21 protein-coding genes are annotated in these 24,125 nt (G+C 70.8%); 7 read left to right on the forward strand and 14 right to left on the reverse strand.

Annotation, left to right across the window (positions count from 1 at the left end; genetic code table 11):
* Positions 1-24 precede the first annotated feature (24 nt).
* Positions 25-498 carry a universal stress protein gene (locus ACPOLB_RS24105; RefSeq protein ID WP_425258590.1) on the reverse strand — a complete coding sequence of 158 codons (474 nt, stop codon included), beginning with the start codon at positions 496-498 and terminating at the stop codon, positions 25-27.
* A gap of 122 nt (positions 499-620) precedes the next feature.
* Here ACPOLB_RS24105 and ACPOLB_RS24110 point away from each other — a divergent pair, with 122 nt between their 5' ends.
* On the forward strand, positions 621-1,571 hold the full coding sequence (locus ACPOLB_RS24110; RefSeq protein WP_425258591.1) for a threonine/serine dehydratase: 951 nt from the start codon (positions 621-623) through the stop codon (positions 1,569-1,571).
* Between the two features lie 10 nt (positions 1,572-1,581).
* On the opposite strand, the gene ACPOLB_RS24115 is transcribed toward ACPOLB_RS24110, so the two are convergent.
* Both ACPOLB_RS24115 and ACPOLB_RS24120 read right to left on the reverse strand, forming a co-directional pair.
* Positions 1,582-2,532 (reverse strand): alpha/beta fold hydrolase, encoded by a 951-nt coding sequence (locus ACPOLB_RS24115; protein ID WP_425258592.1) that lies wholly within the window; start codon positions 2,530-2,532, stop codon positions 1,582-1,584.
* Entirely contained in the window at positions 2,529-3,290 is a 762-nt protein-coding gene (locus ACPOLB_RS24120; protein ID WP_425261963.1) for a sulfurtransferase, read from the reverse strand. The genes ACPOLB_RS24115 and ACPOLB_RS24120 overlap by 4 nt, the downstream gene beginning before the upstream one ends.
* Before the next feature lie 33 nt (positions 3,291-3,323).
* Here ACPOLB_RS24120 and dnaE point away from each other — a divergent pair, with 33 nt between their 5' ends.
* The 3 genes from dnaE to ACPOLB_RS24135 all read left to right on the forward strand — a co-directional run bounded on the left by dnaE (position 3,324) and on the right by ACPOLB_RS24135 (position 8,748).
* Positions 3,324-6,845, forward strand: a complete 3,522-nt coding sequence (dnaE, locus tag ACPOLB_RS24125) for a DNA polymerase III subunit alpha (RefSeq protein WP_425258593.1) — start codon at positions 3,324-3,326, stop codon at positions 6,843-6,845.
* An 89-nt stretch (positions 6,846-6,934) separates the two neighbouring features.
* Positions 6,935-7,402 carry a hypothetical protein gene (locus ACPOLB_RS24130; RefSeq protein ID WP_425258594.1) on the forward strand — a complete coding sequence of 156 codons (468 nt, stop codon included), beginning with the start codon at positions 6,935-6,937 and terminating at the stop codon, positions 7,400-7,402.
* A 92-nt stretch (positions 7,403-7,494) separates the two neighbouring features.
* Positions 7,495-8,748 carry a patatin-like phospholipase family protein gene (locus ACPOLB_RS24135; RefSeq protein ID WP_425258595.1) on the forward strand — a complete coding sequence of 418 codons (1,254 nt, stop codon included), beginning with the start codon at positions 7,495-7,497 and terminating at the stop codon, positions 8,746-8,748.
* Positions 8,749-8,781: 33 nt separating this feature from the next.
* Here the strand turns inward: ACPOLB_RS24135 and ACPOLB_RS24140 are convergent, their stop codons facing one another.
* Both ACPOLB_RS24140 and ACPOLB_RS24145 read right to left on the reverse strand, forming a co-directional pair.
* Positions 8,782-9,141: a ComEA family DNA-binding protein gene (locus ACPOLB_RS24140; protein ID WP_425258596.1), complete on the reverse strand. Its 360-nt coding sequence runs from the start codon at positions 9,139-9,141 to the stop codon at positions 8,782-8,784.
* A 126-nt stretch (positions 9,142-9,267) separates the two neighbouring features.
* The gene (locus ACPOLB_RS24145; RefSeq protein ID WP_425258597.1) at positions 9,268-10,194 is read right to left on the reverse strand and encodes a glycosyltransferase family 9 protein; all 927 of its coding nucleotides are present in this window, start codon (positions 10,192-10,194) and stop codon (positions 9,268-9,270) included.
* Positions 10,195-10,266: 72 nt separating this feature from the next.
* On the opposite strand from ACPOLB_RS24145, the gene ACPOLB_RS24150 reads away from it, so the two are divergent.
* Positions 10,267-10,917 (forward strand): DUF4254 domain-containing protein, encoded by a 651-nt coding sequence (locus ACPOLB_RS24150; RefSeq protein ID WP_425258598.1) that lies wholly within the window; start codon positions 10,267-10,269, stop codon positions 10,915-10,917.
* Complete coding sequence (waaC, locus tag ACPOLB_RS24155) at positions 10,914-11,888, forward strand: lipopolysaccharide heptosyltransferase I (protein ID WP_425258599.1); 975 nt, start codon at positions 10,914-10,916, stop codon at positions 11,886-11,888. The genes ACPOLB_RS24150 and waaC overlap by 4 nt, the downstream gene beginning before the upstream one ends.
* Positions 11,889-11,927: 39 nt before the next feature.
* Here the strand turns inward: waaC and lapB are convergent, their stop codons facing one another.
* The 9 genes from lapB to gyrA form a co-directional block, all read right to left on the reverse strand.
* A complete protein-coding gene (gene lapB / locus ACPOLB_RS24160; RefSeq protein ID WP_425258600.1) occupies positions 11,928-13,070 on the reverse strand; it encodes a lipopolysaccharide assembly protein LapB in 1,143 nt (380 codons plus the stop codon).
* Entirely contained in the window at positions 13,071-13,385 is a 315-nt protein-coding gene (locus ACPOLB_RS24165; protein ID WP_425258601.1) for a LapA family protein, read from the reverse strand.
* Positions 13,386-13,418: 33 nt separating this feature from the next.
* On the reverse strand, positions 13,419-13,745 hold the full coding sequence (locus ACPOLB_RS24170; protein WP_425258602.1) for an integration host factor subunit beta: 327 nt from the start codon (positions 13,743-13,745) through the stop codon (positions 13,419-13,421).
* Between the two features lie 106 nt (positions 13,746-13,851).
* The gene (rpsA, locus tag ACPOLB_RS24175) at positions 13,852-15,570 is read right to left on the reverse strand and encodes a 30S ribosomal protein S1 (protein ID WP_425258603.1); all 1,719 of its coding nucleotides are present in this window, start codon (positions 15,568-15,570) and stop codon (positions 13,852-13,854) included.
* 156 nt (positions 15,571-15,726) lie between these two features.
* Positions 15,727-17,763: a bifunctional 3-phosphoshikimate 1-carboxyvinyltransferase/cytidylate kinase gene (locus ACPOLB_RS24180; RefSeq protein ID WP_425258604.1), complete on the reverse strand. Its 2,037-nt coding sequence runs from the start codon at positions 17,761-17,763 to the stop codon at positions 15,727-15,729.
* Positions 17,763-18,650, reverse strand: a complete 888-nt coding sequence (locus tag ACPOLB_RS24185) for a prephenate dehydrogenase (RefSeq protein ID WP_425258605.1) — start codon at positions 18,648-18,650, stop codon at positions 17,763-17,765. Before ACPOLB_RS24185 ends, ACPOLB_RS24180 begins: the two co-directional genes overlap by 1 nt.
* Positions 18,651-18,755: 105 nt before the next feature.
* Complete coding sequence (gene pheA / locus ACPOLB_RS24190) at positions 18,756-19,862, reverse strand: prephenate dehydratase (RefSeq protein WP_425258606.1); 1,107 nt, start codon at positions 19,860-19,862, stop codon at positions 18,756-18,758.
* Positions 19,859-20,491, reverse strand: coding sequence for a hypothetical protein (locus tag ACPOLB_RS24195; protein ID WP_425258607.1), 633 nt, complete (start codon positions 20,489-20,491; stop codon positions 19,859-19,861). The genes pheA and ACPOLB_RS24195 overlap by 4 nt, the downstream gene beginning before the upstream one ends.
* A 2-nt stretch (positions 20,492-20,493) precedes the next feature.
* Complete coding sequence (gene gyrA, locus ACPOLB_RS24200; protein WP_425258608.1) at positions 20,494-23,154, reverse strand: DNA gyrase subunit A; 2,661 nt, start codon at positions 23,152-23,154, stop codon at positions 20,494-20,496.
* 275 nt (positions 23,155-23,429) lie between these two features.
* Here gyrA and ompA point away from each other — a divergent pair, with 275 nt between their 5' ends.
* Positions 23,430-24,116, forward strand: a complete 687-nt coding sequence (ompA, locus tag ACPOLB_RS24205; protein ID WP_425258609.1) for an outer membrane protein OmpA — start codon at positions 23,430-23,432, stop codon at positions 24,114-24,116.
* The last annotated feature ends 9 nt before the right edge of the window (positions 24,117-24,125 follow it).

Here is a 24,125-nt window from a genome sequence, read left to right on the forward strand (position 1 = left end):
GGCCGCGGTTCCGGCGCCGCGGCATCACTGCATCGCTGCGTCGTGGTGCTGCTGCTTGCACACCAGCATCGGGATCTGCGTGCGCGGCAGCAGGCTCGCGGCCAGGCTGCCATGGATCAGCCGCTGCAGCGCCGTGCGGCCGTGCGAGCCGACGACGATGAGGTCGCAGTCGCGCTCCCGCGCAGCGCGGGCCACGCAGGCCGCGGGGTCGCCGCCTTCGCCCACCGCGCCGTGCGAGCGCACCGACCGCTGCGCCGCCAGCGCCGCGGCCTCGGCCAGCAGCGTCTGTGCGCGCGCCTTCACGTGCTGCTCGTGGTCCTGCAGCGCCATCAGGCCGGTGGGCATGACGTCACCGGTCAGCATCGCGGCACCGTCGTCGGGCAGCACGTGGAAGAACAGCACCTCGGCGTCTTGCGACTGCGCCAGTGCCAGGCCCTGGTCCATGGCAGCCCGTGCCACCGGGTCGTCGTCGACAACGATCATCAGGCGTCGGTACATGGCAACTCCTTCGGGTTGAAACACGGGGCAACGGCCCGACCGTACAGGCTGCGCCACCATGCATCAAGCGTGCCTGCACGGGGTGCAGGGACTTCCCCGAGGCGCGCCGCTACGATGCCGGCATGACGTCGTCCTCCCCTGTCCCGACTCCCGACACCATCCGCGCCGCTGCCGCGCGCATCGCCGGCGACGTGCGCCGCACGCCGCTGTGGCGCCTGCCCGGCGCCGCGCTGGGCCTGCCTTGCGCCGAGGTCTGGCTGAAGCTGGAACAGCTGCAGCTCGGCGGCAGCTTCAAGGCCCGCGGCATGTTCAATCGCATGCGCTCGCTGCCGGTGCCCGCCGCCGGCGTGGTGGTGGCCTCCGGCGGCAATGCCGGCATCGCGGTGGCCACGGCGGCGCGGGCGCTGGGCGTGCGCTGCGAGGTCTTCCTGCCCGAGGTGTCGAGTACCGCCAAGCGCACGGCGCTGGCTGCTCTGGGCGCCACCGTGGTGGTGCACGGCGCGGCCTATGCCGATGCGCTGGCGGCCTGCCTGCAGCGCCAGCAGTCCAGCGGGGCGCTGCTGATGCACGCCTACGACCAGCCCGAGGTGGTGGCCGGCGCCGGCACGCTGGGCGGCGAGATCGAGGCCGAGGCCGGCCTGCCCGACCGCGTGCTCGTCAGCGTGGGCGGCGGCGGCCTGGTGGCCGGCATCGCGGCCTGGTTCGCAGGCCGCACGCATCTGGTGGCGCTGGAACCCGAGCAGGCACCGACGCTGCACGCTGCGCGCGCGGCCGGGGCGCCGGTGGACGTGACGGTGTCGGGCGTGGCGGCCGATTCCCTGGGCGCGCGACGCATCGGCGACATCGCGTGGGCGGTGGACCGTGCCGGCCACATCGCGTCGTCGCTGCTGCTGCCCGACAACGCCATCCGCGACGCGCAGCGCCGCATCTGGCGCACGCTGCGGCTGGCCGTCGAGCCGGCCGCGGCCTTGCCGCTGGCAGCCTTGTGGACGGGCGCGGTGCAGCCGGCGGCGCACGAGCGCGTGGTGGTCGTCGTGTGCGGCGCCAACCTGGACCCGGCGACGCTGGCCTGACGGCAGGGCCTCAGAGTCCGAGAAAGGCCTTCACCGGCTGCACCGTGCGCGCGGCGTCTTCCTCGTGCGGCACGTGGCCCAGGTCGTCGAACAGTTGCAGCTGGCTGCCGGCGATGCGGCGCTGGAACTCGCGGCCCAGGTCGGGCGTGAACAGCCGGTCCTGGCCGCCCCACAGGATCAGCGTCGGCAGCTTCAGCGTGTCGAGCCGCGCGGCGTCGGTGCCGAAGTCCATCTGCCGCAGCCGCTGGCCCAGCGCGCGGCGGTTGCCGTCGCGCAGCGAGATCTCGAGATAGCGGTCCACCAGCGCGGGCGTGATGCGCTCGGGGTGGCCGTACACGCTCTCCAGCCCCTGCTGCACCAGGCTGCGCGGCAGCATCGATTCCGACAGCCAGCCCAGGCCCGGCGTGCGTGCGATCCACCAGGCCAGCGGCGCTGCCTTGCGGTCGAACGGGAGGCCAGCGCTGTCGACCAGGATCAGCCGCTCCACGCGGTCGCGCGCGGCGTAGGCCGTGCGCCAGGCGACCTCGCCGCCGAGCGAGTTGCCGCCGATGACGAAGCGCTGCACCTGCAGCCGGTCGAGCACGTCGAGCACGAAGCGCGCGTAGCCGTCGCCGCTGTAGTCGTCGGGGTCGTACTGGCCGGTGTAGGGGCCCGTGAGGCCGAAGCCCGGCAGGTCCAGCGTGATGACGCGGCGCTGCGTCTTCAGCGCGGCGACCCAGCCTTCCCAGGTGTGCAGGCTGGCCGAGGTGCCGTGGATCAGCACCACCGGCACGAGGTCGTTGCGCGGGCCCTCGTCGCGCAGGTGCACGAGCTGCCCCTTCACATCGATGAAGTCCGACGGCGGCGGCGCCCAGCGCGCCACCAGCGATTCGACCGGCCGGTCGGGCGCGCGCAGCAGCGCCATCGCCAGCGCCACCAGGATCAGCAGCGCGCCCAGCGACTTCAGCAGCACGTCGGTCATGGCGCGGCCCCGGCGCCCGCGGTGCTGCTGGGCTGCAGCGTCGGCTCCAGCGCCACACGATCGTCGAAGACGAAGCAGTCGCCGCGCCAGCCCGGCGCACCGGAGGTCTGCTCGAAGTAGCGCAGCACGCCGCCGTCAAGCTGCAGCACGTGCCGCAGCCCGCGTTCGGCCATCAGCAGTGCGGCCTTCTCGCAGCGGATGCCGCCGGTGCAGTAGCTGACCACGGTCTTGCCTTCCAGGGTGGCGCGGTGGGTGTCGAGGGCCGCGGGAAAGTCGCTGAATTTCTGCAGCCGCCAGTCGATCGCACCTTCGAACGCGCCGGCGTCGACCTCGAAGCCGTTGCGCGTGTCCAGCAGCACCAGCGGCCGGCCGGCGTCGCAGCGGCCCTGGGCCAGCCAGCGCGCCAGCGTGGGCGGGTCGATCGCGGGCGCGCGGCCGCCGGCCGGGCGGATGGTGGGGTGGTTCATGCGGATGATCTCGCGCTTGATCTTCACCAGCAGGCGCCGGAACGGCACCTCGCTGCTGGTGCTCTCCTTGGCATCGAGCCCGGCGAAACGCGGGTCCTCGCGCAGGCCGACCAGCCAGCCGCGCACGGCCTCGGTCGCGCCGGCCAGGAACAGGTTGATGCCTTCGGGCGCCAGCAGCACCGTGCCCTTCAGGCCCGCGGCGGCGGCGGTGGACAGCAGGCGCTGGCGCAGCGCGGGCAGGTCGTCGAGGTCGACGAAGCGGTAGGCAGAGACGTTCAGCACGGGCCGGATTCTACGAACCACCCCCTCCCTACAATGCCGCGCATGTTCGTCCACCTGCGCACCCACACCGAGTTCTCCGTCGTCGACGGCACGCTGCGCATCGACGATGCCGCGGCGGCCGCGAAGGCCGACCAGCAGCCCGCGCTGGCCATCACCGACCTGAACAACCTCTTCGGCGCCATCAAGTTCTACAAGGCCTGCCGCGGCAAGGGCGTCAAGCCGCTGATCGGCGTCGACGTCTGGATGGAGCCGCTGGCCCTGAGCGGCATCGAAGGCGGCGGCGACAAGAACGCGAGCCGCCTGCTGCTGCTGGTGCAGGACCGCCAGGGCTACCTGAACCTGTGCGAGCTGCTGGCCCGCGCCTGGACCAAGAACGCGCAGCGCACCGTGGCCTGGGTGAAGTGGGACTGGCTGCGCGAGCTGGGCGGCGGGCTGATCGCGCTGTCGGGCGCCGACCTGGGCGCGGTCGGCAGCGCGCTGCTGGCCGGCGACGGCGAGCGTGCGGCGAGCGTGGCGCAGCTGCTGGCCGGCATCTTCCCGGGCCGCTTCTACATCGAGCTGCAGCGCGGCGGCCTGCCCACGCACGAAGCCCACGTGCGCGCCGCGGTGCCGCTGGCCGCGCAGCTGCAGCTGCCGGTGGTGGCCACGCACCCGGTGGAGTTCCTGGAGCCCGACGACTTCGACGCGCACGAAGCGCGTGTGTGCGTGGCCGAGGGCGAGACGCTGGCCAACCCCAAGCGCATCAAGCGCTTCAGCCGCGAGCAGTACTTCAAGACGCAGGCGCAGATGCAGGCGCTGTTCGCCGACCTTCCTTCGGCAGTGAAGAACACGCTGGAGATCGCGCGCCGCTGCAACCTGAGCCTGGTGCTCGGCAAGCCGCAGCTGCCCGACTTCCCGACGCCCGACGGCTCGCCGATCGAGGTCTACTTCCGCAAGGCCTCGCACGCAGGCCTGGAGAAGCGCCTGGCCGCGCTGTTCCCCGACGCCGCGCGCCGCGACGCGCAGCGGCCGGTCTACGTCGAGCGGCTCGAGTTCGAGATCGACACGATCCTGAAGATGGGCTTCCCGGGCTACTTCCTGATCGTCTCGGACTTCATCGTCTGGGCCAAGGAGAACGGCTGCCCGGTGGGCCCGGGCCGCGGCTCGGGCGCGGGTTCGCTGGTGGCCTACGCGCTGTTCATCACCGACCTCGACCCGCTGCAGTACAACCTGCTGTTCGAGCGCTTCCTGAACCCGGAACGCGTGTCGATGCCCGACTTCGACATCGACTTCTGCCAGGGCAACCGCGACCGGGTCATCGACTACGTCAAGGACAAGTACGGCCGCGACGCGGTGAGCCAGATCGCCACCTTCGGCACCATGGCCGCCAAGGCCGCGCTGCGCGACGTGGGCCGCGTGCTGGGCATGGGCTACGGGCACGTGGACAGCATCGCCAAGCTGATCCCGGCCCCGCCGGGCAAGACGGTGACGCTGGCCAAGGTGCCCGAGAAGCCCGACCCCGGCATCATCTACGCGCGTGCCGAGGAACCCGAGATCGACCGCCGCGAGGCCGCCGAGGAAGAGGTGGCCGAGCTGCTGAGCCTGGCCACGCGCGTGGAAGGCATCGTGCGCAACATCGGCATGCACGCCGGTGGCGTGCTGATCGCGCCGGGCAAGATCACCGACTTCTGCCCGCTGTACCAGCAGCCCGGCAGCGACAGCGCGGTGAGCCAGTACGACAAGGACGACGTCGAGGCCATCGGCCTGGTGAAGTTCGACTTCCTGGGCCTGGCGACGCTGACCATCCTGGAGCTGGCCAAGCAGTTCATCGTCGCGCGCCGCCCCGACCGCAAGGACTTCAGCTACGAGACGATCCCGCTCGACGACGCCAAGGTCTACCGCCTGTTCTCCGACGGCCTGACCGAGGCGGTGTTCCAGTTCGAATCGCGCGGCATGCAGGGCATGCTGCGCGAGGCCAAGCCGAGCCGGCTCGAGGACCTGATCGCACTGAATGCGCTGTACCGGCCGGGCCCGATGGACCTGATCCCGACGTTCGTGGCGCGCAAGCACGGCAAGGAGCCGGTGGTCTACCCGCACCCGCTGCTGGAGACCGTGCTGGGGGAGACCTACGGCGTCATGGTCTACCAGGAACAGGTGATGCAGACGGCGCAGCTGATGGCCGGCTACAGCCTGGGCGGCGCCGACATGCTGCGCCGCGCGATGGGCAAGAAGAAGCCCGAGGAGATGGCACAGCAGCGCGAGATCTTCCGCGCCGGCGCGCAGGCCAAGGGCATCGCGCTGGAGAAGGCCGACGAGGTCTTCGACCTGATGGAGAAGTTCGCGGGCTACGGCTTCAACAAGAGCCACGCCGCGGCCTACTCGCTGCTCGCGTACCACACGGGCTGGATCAAGGTGCACTGCACGGCGGAGTTCTTTGCCGCCAACATGACGATCGAAGCCGACAACACCGACAAGCTCAAGGTGCTGCTGGCAGACGCCAAGCTGTTCGGCATCAGCTTCGACGCGCCTGACGTGAACCGCGGCACGCTGCGCTTCGAGCCCATCGCCGACAAGCGCATCCGCTACGGCCTGGGGGCGGTGAAGGGCACCGGCGCCGGCGCCATCGAGGCCATTGTCGCCGCACGCGAAGGCGAGGGCGGCGCGCCCTTCCGCAGCCTGTTCGACTTCTGCGCGCGCGTGGACCGCCAGCGCGTGAACAAGCGCGTGGTCGAAGCGCTGATCAAGGCTGGCGCCTTCGACGCGCTGCACCCCGACCGCGCCAGCACGCTGGCCAGCGTGGGGCTGGCGTTCGAGTGGGCCGACGCCCAGGCGGCCAATGCCGACCAGGGCGGGCTGTTCGACTTCGGCGATGCCGGCGACAGCCACGGCTCCAGCGCGCAGGAGCCCGACATGGTGGCGGTGGAGCCCTGGGGCATCCGCGAGCGCCTCACGCACGAGAAGGCGGCCATCGGCTTCTACCTCAGCGGCCACCTGTTCGATGCCTGCGCGGACGAAGTGCGGTGCTTTGCGCGCCGCGCCATCGCCGACCTCGTCGACTCGCGCGAGCCGGTGCTGCTGGCGGGCATCGTGAGCGACATGCGGGTCGTGAACGGCCAGCGCGGCCGGGTGGGCATCTTCAAGCTCGACGACGGCACCGAGACCATCGAGTCGGTGGCCAACGAGGAACTGCTCGACGCCCACCGCGACACGCTGCGCGAGGACGAGCTCGTCATCGTCCAGGGCAAGCTGCAGCCCGACCGCTTCTCGGGCGGGCTGCGCCTGAACGTCAACCAGGTGTGGGACCTGGCGGCGGCCCGCGCGCGCTACGGCCGCTACCTGGCGGTGGACGTCAACGGCGGCATGCCGCCGGTGGCCGAGGTGCTGAAGCTCTGGCCCGAGCGCCGCACCGACAGCGAAGCCGGCGAACTCACGCACGGCCTGGGCGTGCGGCTGCGCGTGCACCGGCCGCAGGCCACGGCCGAGCTGGACCTGGGCGACGAAGCACGGTTCTGGCCCTGCGACGAGGCCCTGGCGCGGTGGAAAAGCGTCGCCGAAGGCGGCCGCGCGGCCATCGTGTACGAATGAAAAAGACTGTTGCTGCAGCGGAACCCTGACATCCGGGGCGCTGTCTGCCCCGTTGTCAGCAGCAGGACCGACCACAACAAGGAGCTTCCATGAAGACAGCGCTCGTCGCCGCCACCCTGCTGGCAGCCAGCCTGGCCGGCCAGGCCGCCGACATCGACGTCGGCGTGTCCATCGGCATCAGCCAGCCGGGCGTCTACGGCCGCATCGACATCGGCCGCTTCCCGCAGCCGCAGGTGGTGCTGCCGCAGCCGGTCCTCATCGGCCGCCCGGTGGTGGTGCGCCCCCAGCCGGTGTACCTGTGGGTGCCGCCGAGCCACCGCGTCGACTGGCGCCGCTACTGCGGCCGCTACAACGCCTGCGGCGTGCCGGTGTACTTCGTCGACTCGCGCTGGTACGACCGCCACGTGCTGGACCGCCGCGACGACCGTCGCGACGACCGCTACGACCGCCGGGCCGATCGGCGGGACGACCGCCGGGACGACCGCCGGGACGACAGGCGCGATCGGCGCGACGACCGACGTGACGACCGGCGCGACGACCGCCGCGGCCGGGACTGACGGCCCGCGCGCGCCGCACGCGAACTGACCCGCGGCTCGGGTGCAATTCCCGAGGCCGCATCCCGTGCCGGCGGCCTACAGTGGCCGCCAGCATGATCGAAACCCCGACCACCGGCCTGGTGCTCAGCGGCGGCGGCGCCCGCGCCGCCTACCAGGTGGGCGTGCTGCGGGCCATCGCGCGGCTGCGGCGCGAGGTGCTGGGCCCGCGGGCGCGGCTGTCGAACCCATTCGGCGTCATCTGCGGCACTTCGGCCGGCGCCATCAATGCCGCCGCGCTGGCCTGCCATGCCGACCGTTTCGAGGCGTCGGTCGAGGTGCTGACCAAGGTCTGGCAGAACTTCAGCGCCGACCAGGTCTACCGCGCCGACTCGCTGGGCGTCATCCGTAGCGGCGCGCAGTGGCTGACGATGATGTCCATCGGCTGGGTCATCGCGCGCTTTCGCCGTGCCCGGCCGCGTTCTCTGCTGAACAACGCCCCGCTGGCCGACCTGCTGCAGCGCCTGGTGCCGCTGGAGCGGCTGCCGATGGTGCTGGGCGGCGGCCACCTGCAGGCGCTGGCGGTCACGGCTTCGAGCTACACCAGTGGCGAGCACTTCACGTTCTTCAGCGCCAGCAGGCCGATGACGCTGTGGGAACGCTCGCAGCGCGTGGCCGCACCCACCGTGCTGACCCACGCCCACCTGCTGGCGTCGTCGGCGATCCCGTTCGTCTTTCCGGCCGCCCACCTGGACCACCCGCGCGCCAGCGGCTGGTTCGGTGACGGCTCGATGCGCCAGACGGCGCCGCTGTCGCCGGCGATCCATCTTGGCGCGCAACGCCTGCTGATCATCGGCGCGGGCCGCATGCACGAGCCCGCGCACCGGCAGGTGGCCGATGCCGGCTACCCGAGCCTGGCGCAGATCGCCGGCCATGCGATGTCGAGCATCTTCCTGGACGCGCTGGCGGTGGACATCGAGCGCATGCGGCGCATCAACCGCACGCTGGCGCTGCTGCCCGACAGCGCGCTGGGCGACACGCCGTTGCGGCCGATCGAGGCGCTGGTGATCTCGCCGTCGCAGCGCATCGACGACATCGCCGCGCGCCACCTGCACCAGTTGCCGGCGCCGGTGCGGGCGCTGCTGCGCGGCGTGGGTGTGGGCGGCGAGGGCAAGACCGCCACCGGCTCGGCGCTGGCGAGCTACCTGTTGTTCGAGGCGCCGTTCACCAGCGAGCTGGTGGCGCTGGGGGAAGCCGACACGCTGGCCCGGCGCGACGAGGTGCTGGCGTTCTTCCACTGGCCGCGGCAGCGCCGCGCGGGCGCTGCGGGCGTTGCTGGGCTGCGGGAACCCGACATCAGCCTGCCCTGAGGGCGGTGGGTCGGTGCGCCCGGCGGGTGGCGATCACGGCGCCGGCTTGGCCGCCTTCTCGGCCTTGTCGCCCTTCACGACGGGCTTGTCGGCCTTGGCCACCTTCTCGGTCTTGGGCATGCCGGCAAAGGGCGCGCCGGCCACCGTGAGGCCCGCCTGCGAGAAGCGCGCCGCGTTGCCTTCGCCGACACCGGGCACGCGCTCGACCAGGTCGGCCCAGTTCTTGAACGCGCCGGCCTTGCGCGCTTCCAGGATCTTGCCCGACAGGCCGGGGCCGATGCCCTTGACGGTCTCGAGCTCGGCCTGGCTGGCCTGGTTGGCGTCGACCGCGGCCCAGGCGCTGGAGCACAGGGCGAACGCGGCGAGCAGGGTGACGAGGAAGTTGCGGATCATGGTGGGGCTCCTGGGGTGGGGTGGTTGCAGGCCCGAGACGTTTCGGGCTGGAGCGCATTCTCGAAACGGCGGCGCCGTCTGCCATTCCCCCGGCAGGGCCGGTCGGGGAGGGCCCCCGCCCGGGGGTCAGGACCGGGCCAGCACGGCGGCGACGGCGTCGCGCACGGCAGCGGCATCGGGCCAGGCCCCACGGCCGCCGAGCAGCTGCACGCCCGGGCCCCACGCGCCCCACAGCGCGGCGTCGCTCGGCCCCAGCACCGACAGCAGCGGCGTGCCCACGGCGGCCGCCATGTGGCCCGGGCCGGTGTCGTTGGCGATCATCAGCGCCGCGTCCTGCAGCAGCGCGGCGTAGGTGCCCAGGCCCACGTTCGGCAGCAGCACCGCGCTGCCGAAGTGCCGGCGCGCGGCGTCTTCCTCGCCCGGCCCCGGGCACACGAGCACGCGGCGTCCGAAGGTCGGCAGCACCTGTGCGACGAAGTCGGCGAAGGCGGGCCAGGTCTTGTCGTTGCCGTCCCAGGTGCCGCCGGCGAAGGGGCAGATCATCAGGTAGCCCGGCGCCACGCCGTGGGCCGTCAGCAGTGCCTGCGCCTCCTCACGGTGGCGCGGGGCGGTGCGCAGGCCCAGTTGCTGCGGCAGCGGTGCATCGGCGCCCAGGAACGCGCTGCCCAGGTGCCAGTACACCGCCAGCTCGTGCACGCCCGCCGGCCGCGGCACGCTGCGGCCCAGCAGCAGGCTGCGGCCCTCGTAGGCATGGCCGATGGCGCGCAGCCCGGCCAGGCGGAATTCCAGCGCGCTGGAGAACGAGTACGGAAAGCACACCGCGTTGAGCCGGCGCGTGAAGCCGGGGTCGGCAGCGCGGGCCTCGGCGCGCAGCCGCCGCAGCAGCGCCACGCGCTCGCGCAGCGTCTTCGGCAGCACGTGCACCGGCCAGCCGTGGCCGGCGAGCAGGTCACGGGCCCAGCCCTTGCCGACCAGCCGCAGGTCGAAGCCCGCGTCGGCCAGGCGCTGCAGGGTCGGCAGGCCCAGCGTGACGTCGCCGACCCAGTTGCGCAAGCGGACGATCAGGGGGCGGGAGGCTGGTGGCATGAGCGACGGATAATCGGCGACGATTCTGACATCCGCACCATGACGACACCGATCCTGCGCGCCGCCGACGTCTCTGCCTTGCACGACCGCCTGCTGGCCACGCCGGGGTGGCCGGCCGAGGAGCCGGCCCCGGCCGACGACGGCCTGTGGCGCTGGGTGCAGACCAACCACCGCTACAACTGCCGGCTCTGGGCCGAGGAAGACCTGGCGCGGCGCACCACCGTGGCCGACAGTGCCATCGCGGCGAACAAGCGCGCCATCGACGGCTTCAACCAGGCGCGCAACGACGCCACCGAACGTGTCGACGAACTGCTGCTCGTGGCGCTGGGCCTGGTCGACGCCGCATCGGCGCGCACCGACGCCCCGGTGTCCACCGTGTCCGCGGGCGCGCGCCTGAACAGCGAGACCGCCGGCAGCATCGTCGACCGCATGTCCATCATGGCGCTGAAGATCCACGCGATGCGGGCGCAGACCCTGCGCGACGACGTCGACGACGCCCACCGCGCCGCCAGCCGCGTCAAGCTCGAACGCCTGCTGCAGCAGCGCAGCGACCTGGGCCAGTGCCTCGATGCGCTGCTGGCCGACGCGGTGGCGGGCCGCGCCTACTTCAAGGTCTACCGCCAGTTCAAGATGTACAACGACGCACGCTTCAACCCGGAACTCGTGAAGGAACGGAGCGCCCGCGCGTGAGGCTGCTGGTCGTCAAGACGTCGTCGATGGGCGATGTCGTGCACACCCTGCCCGCGGTGAGCGACATGCTGCGCGCGGTGCCGGGGCTGCAGGTCGACTGGCTGGTCGAGGCGCCGTTCGCGGCGATTCCCCAGATGCATCCCGGCGTGCAGCGCGTGCTGCCGATGGCCTGGCGCAAGTGGCGCAAGGCGCTGCTGAACGCCGGCACCTGGAACGCCATCGGCGCGCTGCGTCGCGAGTTGCGGCGCGAGCCCTACGACCTGGTGCTCGATTTCCAGGGCCTGCTCAAGAGCGCGCTGTGGGCGCGCCAGGCGCAGGCGCCGGTGGCCGGCTACGACCGCCACAGCATCCGCGAGCCGGCCGCGGCCTGGCTGTACCAGCGCCACGCGGCGGTGTCGCGTGAACTGCATGCGGTGGAACGCTGCCGCCGTCTGGCGGCCGCGCACCTGAGCTACACGCTGCCGCAGACCGCGCCTGAGTTCGGCCTGCGGCCGCCGGCCGTGACCTGGGCGCCGCGTGGAGGCCGCTACGCCGTGATCATCCCGAACGCCAGCCGCAAGGAGAAGCTCTGGCCCGAGCGCCGCTGGGCGGCGGTGGGCCAGCGTCTGCGTTCCAAGGGCTGGCTGCCGGTGGTGCTGTGGGGCAGCGAGGCCGAGCAGACGCTGGCCGAGCGCATCGCGGCCAGCTGCGAAGGCGATGTGCCGCCCTTCCTGAAGGTGGGCGACGTCGCGGCACTGCTGGCCGGCGCGCAGCACGTGGTGGGGCTGGACACCGGCTTCACGCACATCGCCGCCGCGCTGGGCCGGCCGACGCTGGGCATCTACTGCGATCACGAACCCGGGCTGGCCGGCATCACCGGCCCGGGGCCGGTGGCCAGCATCGGCGGCAAGGGCCAGGTGCCGGGGCAAGCCGAGGTGATGGCGCTGCTGGAGCAGCAGTTCGAGCCGCGCCGGCTGGACATCGCGCTGTAGCGCGGCCGGCGCCCCGAGCACCGGACCTGCTCGCCGGCGCTACTGCTCCTCGACGCGCTGCGGCGGGTAGCTGTCCCAGCTGAGGCAGCCCGGGCATTGCCAGAAGTAGTGCTGGGCCTCGAAGCCGCAGGCCGCGCAGCGGTAGCGCTGCAGCGGCTTCGCGGCGCGACCCACCGCGTCGCGCACCGCGGCCAGGCCGGCGTCGCCGTCGGCGCCGCGGGTGTCGGCCGGCTGCGCCAGCCACAGCTGCGCGGCCGACAGGCTGGGCTGCTGCTGCAGCAGCGGCAGCAGCGGCGGCGCGGCGTCGAGCCGGCCCAGCGCGCGCAGCAGGTCCAGCGACGGCAGCTTGTCGAACAGGCTGCGCAGCATGGCCACCGCCTGCGCTGCGCGGCCGGCGGCCCGGGCGCTGTCGGCGTAGGCATCGGCCACCAGCAGGAAGGCGGCGGGCTGGCGCAGGCGCAGTTCGTCCCAGGCCTCCAGGGCCTGCGCGTGCTGTCCGGCGCGCGCCAGCCGCTGGCCGGCCTGCACCAGCGGGCGCGCGGCCTGCGGGGCGGCTTCACGGGCGCGCTGCAATGCGGCGGCGGCTTCGTCGTGGCGGCCGCGTTCGTCGGCTTCCTGCGCCAGTTCGCAGGCGTAGTGCGCGATGCGTGCGGCGAACGAGCCGCTGCCGGCCTGCTCGAGCTGGCTGGCAACGGCGCTGGCGTTGTGCCAGTCGCGCGAGCGTTCGTACAGCGACAGCAGCGCCAGGCGTGCCTCTCCGGCGAAGGGCGTGCCTTCGAGCGCGCGGTAGGCCGCCTCGGCGCGGTCGAACAGGCCGGCTTTCATGAAGTCCTGCGCCAGCGCGTGCTGGGCGCGGTCGCGCTCAGTGGACTTCAGGTCGCCGCGCGCCAGCAGGTGCTCGTGCACGCGCACGGCACGCTCGAACTCGCCGCGTCGGCGGAACAGGTTGCCCAGCGCGAAGTGCAGCTCGGTGGTGTCGGGGTCGTTCTGCACCGCCTCGATGAAGGCGTCGATGGCCTTGTCCTGCTGTTCGTTGAGCAGCAGGTTCAGGCCCTTGAAGTAGGCCTTGGGCGCGTCGCGGTTGTCGCGCCGCACCTGGCGCAGGTCGAAACGCGAGGCCAGCCAGCCGAACGCGAAGGCCACCGGCAGGCCGATCAGCAGCCACTGGAAGTCGAAGTCCACTCAGAGTCCTTCGCGGGGCGGATGCTCGGGGCCGAAGTCCGACGGCGGCGGCGCAGCGGCCGGTGCCGCAGGCGCGGCTGCCGCGGGCGGCGCGACGCGCCGGGCCACGCGCCGGTGCTTCCACCAGGCCGGCAGCATGGCCAGCACGCCGATGGCGCAGCCGCCGGCAAAGGCCGCCAGCACGATGATGACCAGCGGCGCGTTCCACTCGACGCCGAAGAACCAGCGCACGGTGGCGACGTGCTGGTTGTTCAGCGCGAACGCGAACAGCGTGAAGAAGATGAAGGCCCGGAACAGCCAGACGAAGAGGCGCATGCGGCGCCGATTCTAAGGACGCGACGGCTGCAACTAGAACCGCCGCAGCGGCGGCAGCGGCGGCGGCGTGTCGGCCGGCACATGGGCGTCGACCGCCTCGCGCAGGGCCTTGCCGGGCTTGAAGTGCGGCACCAGCTTCTCGGGGATCACCACCTGTTCGCCGCTGCGCGGGTTGCGGCCCATGCGCGGCGGCCGGCGGTTGATGCTGAAGCTGCCGAAGCCGCGGATCTCGATGCGGTGGCCGCGTGCCAGCGCGTCGGTCATGGCGTCGAGAATGGTCTTGACGGCAAACTCGGTGTCACGCTGCGTGAGCTGGGAAAAACGCTCGGCCAGTCGGGCCACCAGGTCGGATCGTGTCATGACGCGCGTGTGGTGATGGGATGGGCAGGCTCTCATAAAAAAGGCCCGTGCGCCTGCCGGTGCACGGGCCCTTCGGTTGCAGCGCGCACGCTGCGTGAAGGATCAATCAGTCCTTCTGGGTGTCGAGCTTGGCGCGCAGCAGGGCGCCCAGGCTGGTGGTGCCGGCGTTCTCGCGCTCGTTGCTCTGCGACAGGCGCTGCATGGCCTGCTGCTCGTCGGCGTTGTCCTTGGCCTTGATCGACAGCTGGATCGAACGCAGCTTGCGGTCGACGTTGATGACCATGACGTTGACTTCGTCGCCTTCCTTCAGCACGTTGCGCGCGTCCTCGACGCGGTCACGGCTGATTTCCGAGGCACGCAGGTAGCCGGTGACGTCGTCGTTCAGCTGGATCTCGGCGCCGCGGGCGTCCACGGTCTTGACCTTGCCGTTGACGATGGCACCGCGGTCGTTCAGCGTCGTGAAGCTGGTGAACGGATCGACGTCGAGCTGCTTGATGCCCAGGCTGATGCGCTCACGCTCCACATCGATGGCCAGCACCAGGGCCTCGACTTCCTGGCCCTTCTTGAAGTTGCGCACCGCGCTCTCGCCCGGCTCGTGCCACGACAGGTCCGACAGGTGCACCAGGCCGTCGATGCCGGCCGACAGGCCGACGAAGACGCCGAAGTCGGTGATCGACTTGACCGGGCCCTTGACCTTGTCGCCGCGCTTGACGTTGGCGCTGAACTCTTCCCAGGGGTTGGCCTTGCACTGCTTCATGCCCAGGCTGATGCGGCGCTTGTCTTCGTCGATCTCGAGGACCATGACTTCGACTTCCTCGCCCAGCGAGACCACCTTGGACGGGGCGACGTTCTTGTTCGTCCAGTCCATCTCCGAGACGTGCACCAGGCCTTCGATGCCCGGCTCGATCTCGACGAACGCGCCGTAGTCGGCGATGTTCGTGATCTTGCCGAACAGGCGCGTGCTGTTCGGGTAGCGGCGGGCCACGCCGTGCCAGGGGTCGTCGCCCAGTTGCTTGATGCCCAGGCTGACGCGGTTCTTCTCGGCGTCGAACTTCAGCACCTTGGCCGTCAGTTCCTGGCCGACCGTCACCACCTCGCTCGGGTGGCGCACGCGGCGCCAGGCCATGTCGGTGATGTGCAGCAGGCCGTCGATGCCGCCCAGGTCGACGAACGCACCGTATTCGGTGATGTTCTTGACCACGCCGTGCACGATGGCGCCTTCGGTCAGCGTCTCGAGCAGCTTGGCACGTTCCTCGCCCATCGAAGCCTCGACGACGGCGCGGCGCGACAACACGACGTTGTTGCGCTTGCGGTCGAGCTTGATGACCTTGAACTCCATGGTCTTGCCCTCGAACGGGCTCATGTCCTTGACCGGGCGCGTGTCGAGCAGCGAACCGGGCAGGAAGGCGCGGATGCCGTTGACCAGCACCGTCAGGCCACCCTTGACCTTGCCGCTGACCGTGCCGGTGACGAATTCGCCGGACTCCAGCGAGTTCTCCAGGCTCATCCAGGACGCCAGGCGCTTGGCCTTGTCGCGGCTCAGGATGGTGTCGCCGTAGCCGTTCTCGACGGCGTCGATGGCGACGGAGACGAAGTCGCCGACCTGGACTTCGAGCTCGCCCTGGTCGTTCTTGAATTCTTCGATGGGAACGTAGGCTTCGCTCTTGAGGCCGGCGTTCACGACGACGTGGTTGAACTCGATGCGCACGACTTCGGCGGAGATGACCTCGCCGACGCGCATGTCGTTGCTCTCGAGCGATTCCTCGAAGAGAGCGGCAAAGGAGTCAGCGCCGCTGGTGGCGGTGACGGTGGTGGTGGTTGCCATGTGGTTCCTGTGCCCGGAGGAGTTGAAAGCAGAGCCGGGCGGTGCGTGCGGCGACATGCCGCGGTTGGGGTGGAACAACCACCGCACCCGGCAGGCCTGCTGGCCAAGGAGGGGAGCGCGGTGGACCTGTGTGCCGCGTGCGGCCTGGGCGGTTGCTCAGGCCTGGAACGGCCGCCGCTGTGCCCACCAGGCCAGCACCTGCTGCACCGATGCCTCGATGCCGAGGTGCGAGTTGTCGAGCAACAGCGCGTCTTCGGCCGGCTTCAGGGGCGCCACCGCGCGGGAGGTGTCCCGCAGGTCGCGCGCTTCCAAGTCGGCACGAAGACTGTCGATATTAGCGGGAATTCCCTTTGAAATCAACTGCTTATAGCGGCGTTCGGCGCGTGTGGCCGCGCTCGCGGTGAGAAACACCTTCAGCGGCGCGTCGGGGAAGACCACGGTACCCATGTCGCGCCCGTCGGCCACCAGACCCGGCGCGCGCCGGAAGGCCAGCTGCAGCCCCTGCAGCGCCTGGCGCACGGCAGGCAGCGCCGACACGCGCGAGGCCAGCAAGCCGGCCGATTCCTGGCGCAACTGCTCGCTGACCTCGTGGCCGCGCAGCCAGGCGCGGCTGCCCTCGGGGCCGTGGCCGAAGCGCAGGTCGAGCATGCCGGCCAGGCGTGCCACGCCGGCCTCGTCGTCGGGCGCCACACCGTCCCACTGCGCTGCCAGCCCGGTGGCGCGGTACAGCGCGCCCGAATCCAGCAGCACGTAGCCCAGCGCCTCGGCCACGGCGGCAGCCAGCGTGCCCTTGCCCGAGGCCGTCGGGCCGTCGATCGTGATCACCGGCACCTGTGCCGGGTCGGCCTGCACCAGGCCGAACAGGGCCTCGAAATAGTCGGGGAAGGTCTTGGCGACGCAGCCGGGGTCGAGGATGCGCACCGGCACGTTGCCGGGTGCCGTGGCACACAGCGGGTTGAAGGCGGCCAGCGACAGGCACATCGCCATGCGGTGGTCGTCGTAGGTGTGCACGGCGGCGGCCTGCCACGCGGCGGGTGGCCGCACTTCGATGAAGTCGGGGCCGTCGACGACCGCGGCGCCGAGCTTGCGCAGTTCGGTGGCCATCGCCGTGATGCGGTCGGTTTCCTTCACGCGCCAGCTGGCGATGCCGGTGATGCGCGTGGGGCTGTCGGCGTACAAGGCCATCACTGCCAGCGTCATCGCCGCGTCGGGGATGTGGTTGGCGTCGATCGTGATGCCGCGCAAGGGCCAGCGGCCGCGGCGCACCTCGAGCCATCCCGGGCCGCGTCGGACGAGGGCGCCCATCGCCTCGGCGGCATCGACGAAGCGGATGTCGCCCTGGATCGAGTCGCTGCCGACGCCGCTGATGTGCACCGGCGCGCCGCCGTGGGCCGCGATGGCCCCCATCGCGACGAAGTACGACGCCGACGAGGCATCGCCCTCCACGTGCACGTGGCCCGGCGTGGCGTACTGGCTGCCGGCGGGGATCGTGAAGCGCTGCCAGCCGTCGCGCTGCACCGCGATGCCGAACCGCGCCAGCAGGTTCAGCGTGATCTCGATGTAGGGCTTGGAGATCAGTTCGCCGTCGACCTCGATCACCACCGGCCCGTCGGCGCTGACCAGCGGCAGCGCCAGCAGCAGCGCCGTCAGGAACTGGCTGGAGACGTCGCCGCGCACGCGGATCGGCTGCGCCGTGCGCAGGCGGCCGCCGGCCGTGCCGCGCAGCCGCAGCGGCGGATAGCCGGGCTGGCCGAGATCGTCGACCGCGCAGCCCAGCGGCCGCAGTGCGTCGACGAGGTCGCCGATGGGGCGTTCGTGCATGCGGGCCACGCCGGACAGCTGGAAGTCGCCGCCCTGCGTGGCCGCCAGCACCGCCAGCGCGGCAGCCAGCGGGCGCATCGCGGTGCCGGCGTTGCCGAGGAACAACCTGGCCTCGTGCACCTGCAGCCGCCCGCCGAGGCCGGTGACGTGCAGTGTGCGGCCCTCGGTCTGCAGCCCGCAGCCCAGCGTGCGCAGTGCCTCCAGCATGACCCGGGTGTCGTCGCTGTCCAGCAGGTCGTGCACGACCGTCGTGCCCGCCGCCAGGCCGGCCAGCAGCAGCACGCGGTTGGAGATGCTCTTGGACCCCGGCAGCGCCACGCTGCCCGAGGCTGCCGTCAGCGGCGGCAGGTCGAGGAAGGGAATGCGGACCATCAGCTCTTGGACGACGGCGTGCGCGGCGCGCCCATCTGCCACTGCGACCGGCCTTCGGCGGCGCCGCGGATCAGGTCTTCCAGCGCGTCGGTGTTGCCGTTGCGCATGACGTGCTCGAGCGCGTCGAGCGCGTGGCGGAAGCGCTGCGACTGCTTCAGCACCTCTTCGCGGTTGGCGACCAGGATGTCGCGCCACATCTCCGGGTTGCTGGCGGCGATGCGCGTGAAATCGCGGAAGCCGGGGCCGGCGAGCGACAGGAAGTCCTTGCCCGCGGGCTGGTTCGTGACGGCGCTGAAGTAGGCGAAGGCCAGCAGGTGCGGCAGGTGGCTCACGGCGGCAAAGGCCGCGTCGTGGTTCTCGGGCGTCATCTTCAGCACCTGCGCGCCGATGGCCGACCAGACGTCGGTGGCCTTCTGCACCAGGTCGGGCGCGGTCTGCGGCAGCGGCGTCAGGATCACCTGCCGCCCCGCGTACAGTGACGGGTCGGCGTGCGCGATGCCGGCCTGTTCCTTGCCGGCGATCGGGTGCGCCGGCACGAACGAGGCGATGCGCTCGCGCAGCACGCGCCGGGCGGCGTCGACGACGTCGCGCTTGGTGCTGCCGACGTCCATGAACAGCACGCCGGGCTCGACGAGGTGGCGGATGGCCTTGAAGGTGGTCTCCGTCGCCGCCACCGGCACGGCCAGCAGCACGATGTCGGAACCCGACACGGCCAGCAGCGCCGATTCGGCCGCGACGTCGATGACTCCCAGCTTCTTCGCCCGTTCGGTCGTCGACGGCGACTTGCTGTAGCCCATCACGCGCTTGACCAGCCCCGCGCGCTTGAGCGCCAGCGCGAACGAGCCACCCATCAAGCCGCAACCGATGACACCGAGTTGATTGAACATGTCAGAACGCGCCAGGGCAACCAAGCAGACGCCGCGGATCCGGCTCTGCCGGTCCGCTGGGGTCGCCCCCCCGGGGGGGAGCGCCGAAGGCGCTACGGGGGGGGGTCATTTCACGTCGATCGGGTACGTGCCGAGCACCTTGAAGAAGGCGCAGGCGTCACGCAGCTCGCGCAGGGCGCTGCCGACCTGCGGCTCGTCGGGGTGCCCTTCGAGGTCGATGTAGAAGTAGTACTCCCACTGCCCCGAGCGCGCCGGGCGCGACTCGAAGCGCGACATCGACACGCCATGCGTCTTCAGCGGCACCAGCAGGTCGTGCACGGCACCCGGCTGGTTCTTGACGCTGACGACGAGGCTGGTGCAGTCGTGGCCCGAGGGCTTCGGCGACGGGTGCTTGTCGGGGTGGGTGACGATGGCGAAGCGGGTGCGGTTGTGCACGTCGTCCTGGATCGCCGGGGCCACCACGTGCAGGCCGAATTCGCTGGCGGCGCGTGCGCTGGCGATGCCGGCGACAGCGGGATCGAGGCTGGCCAGGCGGGCGCCCTCGGCGTTGCTGGCCACCGGCCGCCGCTCGGCATCGGGCAGGTGGTGGCTGAGCCACGCGTGGCACTGCGCCAGCGCTTGCGGATGGGCGCACACGGCCTGCACGCCGTCGAGCGTGTTCTCCTTGCGCAGCAGGTTCTGGCGGATGAACAGGCTGGTCTCGCCGATGATGAACAGCGGCGTGTGCAGGAACAGGTCGAGCGAGCGTGCGACCACGCCTTCGGTGCTGTTCTCGACGGGCACCACGCCGAAGTCGGCCGCACCCGTGGCCGTGGCGTGGAACACCTCGTCGATGCTGGCGCAGGGCACGCGCACGATCGAACTGCCGAAGAAGCCCAGTGCGGCTTCTTCGCTGAAGGTGCCGGCGGGTCCCAGGAACGCGACGCGCGTGGGCGTCTCGAGCGCGCGGCAGGCCGACATGATCTCGCGCCAGATCGGCGCCACGCTGGTGTTCTGCAGCGGGCCGGCGTTGCTGCTCTTGAGGCCGTCGATGACCTGGGCTTCGCGCTCGGGACGGAAGACCACCGAGCCCTCGCGCTTCTTCAGTTCACCCACGGCCAGGGCCAGCGTGGCGCGGCGGTTCAGCAGCGCCAGCAACTCGCGGTCGACGGCGTCGATCTGGCCGCGCAAGCCCAGCAGATCGTTGCCGGGAAGCTGCCCTTCGGTGGTCACGGCTTGGCGCCACTCGCGGCGGCCGGCGGCGGCTGCAGTCGCTTGACCACCTGCTGCTCCAGCGCCTTGACCTTGGGCTCGATCGTGCTGCGCGTCTCGGCGACCAGCCTCTCGCCCAGCGCACGCTGCATCTCCGGACCCATCGCCTGGTACTTGCGGTTCAGCGGCGACTCCAGCAGCACGATGATCTGCTTCAGCTCGTCTTCGGTGAAGCGCTCTTCGAGCAGCACGCCGATCGTGGTGGGCGCCAGCTTGAGGGCGCGTTCGCGCACGATGGGCGTGGCCTCTTCGGCGTACCTGCGCGCGTCGGCCTGGATCTCCTTGGCCACGGCCTCGCGGCGATCGGCCGGCACGCGCTGCTGCAGCGCCGGGCCCACCTGCTGCAGCATCTGCATCGCGGGCTGCTCGGCGAACTGGCGGGCCAGGCCTTCGATGCCGGGCTGCTGCAACTGCAGGATCTTGGCGACCAGCGCCTTCTTGGCCGGTGACGACGGCAGCGGGGCCGGCGCACTGGCGTTGGGGCGGGCGGGAGCGGGGGCAGGGGCCGGGCCTTGCGCCGCAGCGGCGAAGGGCAGGGCCAGGGCAGCGGTCAAGGCCGAAGCAAGGGCCAGCGTGTGCAGTCGGTGCATGGTCAGGAGGTCTCCGTGCCGGCATCGCCGGCGCTGTCGGTGTCGGGGTCGGTGCCTTCGGCATCGGCCGCGGTGTCGGCCTGCGCATCGTTCTCGACGATGCGCTGCAGGCCGGAGAGCTTGGCGCCGTTGTCCAGCGCGATCAGCGTCACGCCTTGCGTGGCGCGGCCGAGCTCGCGGATCTCGCTGACGCGGGTGCGCACCAGCACGCCCTTGTCGGTGATGAGCATGATCTCGTCGGCCGGGCGCACCAGCGTCGCGGCGACGACCTTGCCGTTGCGTTCGCTCTGCTGGATGGCGATCATCCCCTTGGTGCCGCGCCCGTGGCGGGTGTACTCGACGATGTTCGTGCGCTTGCCGTAGCCGTTCTCGGTGGCGGTGAGCACGCTCTGCGTCTCGTCTTCGGCCACCAGCATGGCGATCACCGCCTGGCCGTCCTCCAGCATCATGCCGCGCACGCCGCGCGCCTGGCGACCCAGCGGGCGCACGTCGTCCTCGTCGAAGCGCACGGCCTTGCCGCCGTCGCTGAACAGCATCACGTCGTGCTTGCCGTCAGTCAGCGCGGCGCCGATCAGGAAGTCGCCCTCGTCCAGGTCGACGGCGATGATGCCGGCCTTGCGCGGGTTGCTGAACTCGTCGAGCGCCGTCTTCTTGACCGTGCCGCGTGCCGTGCACATGAAGATGAAGTGGTCGGCCGGGAACTGGCGGTTCTCGCCCGTCAGCGGCAGCACCACGGTCACCTTCTCGCCAGGCTGCAGCGGGAACATGTTGACGATGGGCTTGCCGCGGCTGGTGCGGCTGCCTTGCGGCACTTCCCAGACCTTGAGCCAGTACACGCGGCCGCGGTCGCTGAAGCACAGGATCCAGTCGTGCGTGTTGGCGATGAAGAGCTGGTCGATCCAGTCGTCTTCCTTGGTCTGCGTGGCCTGCTTGCCGCGGCCGCCGCGCTTCTGCGCACGGTACTCGGCCAGCGGCTGGCTCTTGATGTAGCCGGTGTGGCTGAGCGTGACCACCATGTCGGTGGGCGTGATCAGGTCCTCGGTGCCGAGTTCCAGCGCGTTGCGCTCGATCACGCTGCGGCGCGCGCCGAGCTTGGTCTGGCCGAACTCCTGGCGCAGCGCAGCCAGCTCGCCGGCGATGATCGCCTTCACGCGCTCGGGCTTGGCCAGGATGTCCAGCAGGTCGGCGATCTGCGCCATCACCTCGCGGTACTCGCCGATGATCTTGTCCTGCTCGAGGCCGGTGAGGCGCTGCAGGCGCATCTGCAGGATCTCCTGCGCCTGGTCGTCGGACAGGCGGTACAGGCCATCGGCCTGCAGACCGTAGCTCGCGGGCAGCCCTTCGGGCCTGTAGGCGCTGCGCCCGCCGGGCGTGCTCTCCTCGGCGCGGGCCAGCATCTCGCGCACCATCGAGCTGTCCCAGCTCTTGGCCATCAGCGCGGCCTTCGCCATCGGCGGCGTCGGGCTCGACTTGATGGTCTCGATGAACTCGTCGATGTTGGCCAGCGCCACGGCCAGGCCCTCGAGCACGTGTCCGCGCTCGCGAGCCTTGCGCAGTTCGTACACCGTGCGGCGCGTGATGACCTCGCGCCGGTGGTCGAGGAACACCTCGATCAGCGTCTTCAGGTTGCACAGCTGCGGCTGCCCGTCGATCAGCGCCACCATGTTCATGCCGAACGTGTCCTGCAGCTGCGTCTGCTTGTACAGGTTGTTCAGCACCACCTCGGGCACTTCGCCGCGCTTGAGCTCGATGACCACGCGCATCCCGGACTTGTCGCTCTCGTCCTGGATGTGGCTGATGCCCTCGATCTTCTTCTCGTTGACGAGCTCGGCAATGCGCTCGAGCAGCGTCTTCTTGTTCACCTGGTACGGGATCTCGTCGACGATGATCGCCTGGCGGTCGCCCTTGCCGATGTCCTCGAAGTGGCACTTGGCGCGCATCACGACACGGCCGCGGCCGGTGCGGTAGCCCTCGCGCACGCCATTGAGGCCGTAGATGATGCCGGCCGTGGGGAAGTCGGGCGCCGGCACGATCTCCATCAGCTCATCGATGCCGGCCTCGGGGTTCTTCAGCAGGTGCAGGCAGGCATCCACCACCTCGTTCAGGTTGTGCGGCGGGATGTTCGTGGCCATGCCGACCGCGATGCCGGCCGAGCCGTTCACCAGCAGGTTGGGCAGCCGTGCCGGCAGCACCGTGGGCTCGTTCTCCGAGCCGTCGTAGTTGGGGGCGAAATCGACCGTTTCCTTGTCGATGTCCTCCAGCATCTCGGCTGCGATCTTCGACAGCCGGATCTCGGTGTACCGCATCGCCGCGGCGTTGTCGCCGTCGACCGACCCGAAATTGCCCTGGCCGTCGACCAGCATGTGGCGCAGCGAGAACGGCTGGGCCATGCGCACGATGGTCTCGTAGATCGCAGAGTCGCCATGCGGGTGGTACTTGCCCATCACGTCGCCGACGATGCGCGCGCTCTTTTTGTACGGCCGGTTCCAGTGGTTGGACTGCTCGTGCATCGCGAACAGCGAACGCCGGTGCACGGGCTTCAGGCCGTCGCGGGCGTCGGGCAGTGCGCGCCCGACGATGACGCTCATCGCGTAGTCGAGATAAGAACGCCGCATCTCCTCTTCGAGGCTGATCGGCAGGGTTTCCTTGGCGAACTGGGACATGCGGTGACTGCGGTGGACGCACGCGATGCGGGAGCGTGGCGCCAGCAAGGCGCCACGCGAGAGAGCGGATTCTAAGGGTCTGGCCCTGTCGCGCTGCCGCAACAGCGAGGCAGGCGGCGGCCGGTGCAGGGGCCAAAATGGAGCGCAGCCGACGCCCTATGGCACAATGATTTGTCGGTGGTAGAGACCTGCAATCGTGGGACTTTGCCCAGATTTCCCGCTTTTCGTTTTGGACGTTTCGCAGGCTTGCTGCGGCTTTCCTCGAGAGGAGAATCATGAAGAAATTGAACAAGGTGGCGGTGCTCTTTGCATCAGCCGCACTTGCCGCCCCGATCGCCGCATTCGCACAGGCGAAGCCGATCGACAACTGGCGCGCTGCCGACGGCACCGTCTGGAAGAACGGCACGAACGAGCTCTGCTGGCGCGATGCCAGCTGGACGCCGGCGACCGCCGACGAGAAGTGCGATGGCGCGATCAAGCCGCCGGCGCCCGCTCCGGCCCCGCCGCCCCCGCCGCCCGTGGCTCCGCCGCCGCCGCCCGCTCCGGCTGTCGCGCCGCCCGCACCGGCTCCGCGTCCGGCCCCGCCGCCGCCGGCCCCGGTGAGCGAGAAGGTCACCTTCGCCGCCGACGCCTTCTTCGACTACGCCAAGTCGGACGTGAAGCCCGAAGCCAAGGCCAAGATGGACGATCTGGTCTCGAAGATCCAGGGCGTCAACCTCGAAGTCATCATCGCCGTGGGTCACACCGACTCGACCGGTAACGCCGAGCTGAACAACAAGCTGTCGGTGGCCCGTGCCGAGAACGTCAAGAACTACCTGGTGAGCAAGGGCATCGAGAAGAACCGCGTGTACACCGAAGGCAAGGGCGACAAGCAGCCCGTGGCCGACAACAAGACGAACGAAGGCCGCGCGAAGAACCGCCGCGTGGAAATCGAAGTCGTCGGGACGCGCACCCGCAAGTGATGCCCGGGG

The organism is Rubrivivax soli (assembly GCF_049810355.1).
In the GTDB taxonomy this organism is placed as follows: domain Bacteria; phylum Pseudomonadota; class Gammaproteobacteria; order Burkholderiales; family Burkholderiaceae_C; genus Rubrivivax.

What these genes read in the sequence shown, in the direction of transcription:
- ACPOLB_RS24105 (WP_425258590.1), bottom strand. Translation starts at nt 498, where the DNA reads ATGTACCGACGCCTGATGATCGTTGTCGACGACGACCCGGTGGCACGG.
- ACPOLB_RS24110 (WP_425258591.1), top strand. Translation starts at nt 621, where the DNA reads ATGACGTCGTCCTCCCCTGTCCCGACTCCCGACACCATCCGCGCCGCT.
- ACPOLB_RS24115 (WP_425258592.1), bottom strand. Translation starts at nt 2,532, where the DNA reads ATGACCGACGTGCTGCTGAAGTCGCTGGGCGCGCTGCTGATCCTGGTG.
- dnaE (WP_425258593.1), top strand. Translation starts at nt 3,324, where the DNA reads ATGTTCGTCCACCTGCGCACCCACACCGAGTTCTCCGTCGTCGACGGC.
- ACPOLB_RS24130 (WP_425258594.1), top strand. Translation starts at nt 6,935, where the DNA reads ATGAAGACAGCGCTCGTCGCCGCCACCCTGCTGGCAGCCAGCCTGGCC.
- ACPOLB_RS24135 (WP_425258595.1), top strand. Translation starts at nt 7,495, where the DNA reads ATGATCGAAACCCCGACCACCGGCCTGGTGCTCAGCGGCGGCGGCGCC.
- ACPOLB_RS24140 (WP_425258596.1), bottom strand. Translation starts at nt 9,141, where the DNA reads ATGATCCGCAACTTCCTCGTCACCCTGCTCGCCGCGTTCGCCCTGTGC.
- ACPOLB_RS24150 (WP_425258598.1), top strand. Translation starts at nt 10,267, where the DNA reads ATGACGACACCGATCCTGCGCGCCGCCGACGTCTCTGCCTTGCACGAC.
- ACPOLB_RS24165 (WP_425258601.1), bottom strand. Translation starts at nt 13,385, where the DNA reads ATGCGCCTCTTCGTCTGGCTGTTCCGGGCCTTCATCTTCTTCACGCTG.
- ACPOLB_RS24170 (WP_425258602.1), bottom strand. Translation starts at nt 13,745, where the DNA reads ATGACACGATCCGACCTGGTGGCCCGACTGGCCGAGCGTTTTTCCCAG.
- rpsA (WP_425258603.1), bottom strand. Translation starts at nt 15,570, where the DNA reads ATGGCAACCACCACCACCGTCACCGCCACCAGCGGCGCTGACTCCTTT.
- ACPOLB_RS24180 (WP_425258604.1), bottom strand. Translation starts at nt 17,763, where the DNA reads ATGGTCCGCATTCCCTTCCTCGACCTGCCGCCGCTGACGGCAGCCTCG.
- ACPOLB_RS24185 (WP_425258605.1), bottom strand. Translation starts at nt 18,650, where the DNA reads ATGTTCAATCAACTCGGTGTCATCGGTTGCGGCTTGATGGGTGGCTCG.
- ACPOLB_RS24195 (WP_425258607.1), bottom strand. Translation starts at nt 20,491, where the DNA reads ATGCACCGACTGCACACGCTGGCCCTTGCTTCGGCCTTGACCGCTGCC.
- gyrA (WP_425258608.1), bottom strand. Translation starts at nt 23,154, where the DNA reads ATGTCCCAGTTCGCCAAGGAAACCCTGCCGATCAGCCTCGAAGAGGAG.
- ompA (WP_425258609.1), top strand. Translation starts at nt 23,430, where the DNA reads ATGAAGAAATTGAACAAGGTGGCGGTGCTCTTTGCATCAGCCGCACTT.